This is a genomic window from uncultured Campylobacter sp. (assembly GCF_938031315.1).
Classification (GTDB): domain Bacteria; phylum Campylobacterota; class Campylobacteria; order Campylobacterales; family Campylobacteraceae; genus Campylobacter_B.
In genome coordinates this window covers 1-1509 of the sequence record NZ_CALHHT010000481.1, presented here as the reverse complement: position 1 = coordinate 1509, position 1509 = coordinate 1, and the positions used below count along the sequence as shown (strand labels likewise).

Genomic DNA, 1509 nt, shown 5'->3' with positions numbered 1-1509 from the left:
GATCTATGAAATTTTACCCTTGTGGGGGAGATCCCCGCGGGCAGGGTCGCTAGCTACGGACAGATCGCGCTCCTGATCGGGCTGCCTGCTCACTCGCGGCTCGTGGGGCGCGTGCTCTCGCAAGCAGAGCTCTACGGCGACTACCCGTGCCACCGCGTCGTAAACCACGCGGGCGCTTTGGCGGCGAGCTTTGCGGCTCAGCGCGAACTGCTAGAAGCCGAAGGCGTGAAATTTAGAGGCTAGCGCGCCCGTATGAAAAAGCACCGCTGGGAGTGCTAGGCATGGAATTTTATTGCCCCTGTGCGGTGCGGAATTTACGGATCGTTTGAAGCGCGAAATTTTGAATTGTCCGAGACATGGAATTTTAACTTATAAAATTTTAGATCCGCACTGATTTAAGCGGCGGAGCAGGGTGCTGCCGATTGCTAAGAGCCTGCGAGCTTTATTTGCTTGTAGATGCGGCGCAAATCATCATGCGCGAAAAGATAGAATTTTATCTTTTTTACGCGGCGGCTTGAAACGCTGCACTAAGCGGCTCTTTGGCAATCAGCCCCGCCGCAGTTTTACGAAGCAGGCGCGACGCCGCCTATTGGTTTTCTTGTCGCGAGCTTTGTCGCGCCCGTTTCGACGCCGCTTGTAGATTTTAGCTATCGCAAATTTTGCAGCGACCGAACTATCCGTCCTCGGCGCGTTAAAAATTTTAAATCGATGCGGCTTCTGCGGGAAGCGGAGAAAAAGCGGCGAAATTTTAAAATTTGTTCAATCCGCTCTATGAGCGCATCGGTGCGGGATGTTTTGCGGTGCGTCGATTTGAGTTTCGGGCGGTGCGCCGTTTGAGCGGCGTAGCTAGGCTCATTTAGCAATACGGCTCGCAACGCTTATCGTCCTTTTGACGGCAGGCCCCATCTTGCGCAGCTTTGCTATCCGGCTAGCTTTTTGGGCCTTGGGCGCGCTACCGCATTCTTACGGCGCGGTGCTATTTGAAGGGGCGTGAAAAGCCCTCGCATATCGACGCCCCCTGGCTGCAGCAGCTTTATTTTTCTATCGATGCCGCCCGCGTAGCCCGTGAGGCTGCCGCACGTGCCTACGACGCGGTGGCAGGGGATGATGATTGAGATTTCGTTGTGCCCTACGACGCCGCCCACGGCTTGCGCGGACATCTTCGCTAGCCCGCGTGCTGCGGCGATTTCGCGCGCGATCTGCCCGTAGGTCGTGGTATTGCCGTATGGAATTTTAAGCAAAATCTCCCACACGGCGCGCCTAAACGCCGAGCCCAGGGGATTTAGAGCGGGCGTAAAACCGGGCTCGCGTCCGCTAAAATACAGATCGAGCCAGCGCCTAGTTTGATCGAAAACAGCCAGGTTTTTTCCTCGAAGTATCCGCTTTGCTCGTTTTGCTCGTTCGTGCAGAATTTTCCGCTCGCGCCTTGCACCGAAAGATTGGTGGCGCGAGGTTTTTCCCCGCATCATAAGCCGCAAAATCGCGCGTGAAGAATTTTCCGCTCGCTAT

The 1509-nt window shown here is 55.5% G+C and carries 2 protein-coding genes; one reads left to right on the top strand and one right to left on the bottom strand.

The genetic code is table 11. The features are described 5' to 3' along the window. The first annotated feature begins 21 nt into the window (after positions 1-21). Positions 22-243 carry an MGMT family protein gene (locus Q0236_RS11930; protein WP_297918331.1) on the top strand — a complete coding sequence of 74 codons (222 nt, stop codon included), beginning with the start codon at positions 22-24 and terminating at the stop codon, positions 241-243. A gap of 677 nt (positions 244-920) precedes the next feature. Here Q0236_RS11930 and Q0236_RS11925 read toward each other — a convergent pair. Next, complete coding sequence (locus tag Q0236_RS11925; RefSeq protein ID WP_297918328.1) at positions 921-1466, bottom strand: methylated-DNA--[protein]-cysteine S-methyltransferase; 546 nt, start codon at positions 1464-1466, stop codon at positions 921-923. Positions 1467-1509: the final 43 nt, after the last annotated feature.

Excerpts from the sequence above, each read along its gene's own strand:
- Q0236_RS11925 (WP_297918328.1), bottom strand. The coding sequence starts at position 1,466 with ATGCGGGGAAAAACCTCGCGCCACCAATCTTTCGGTGCAAGGCGCGAG.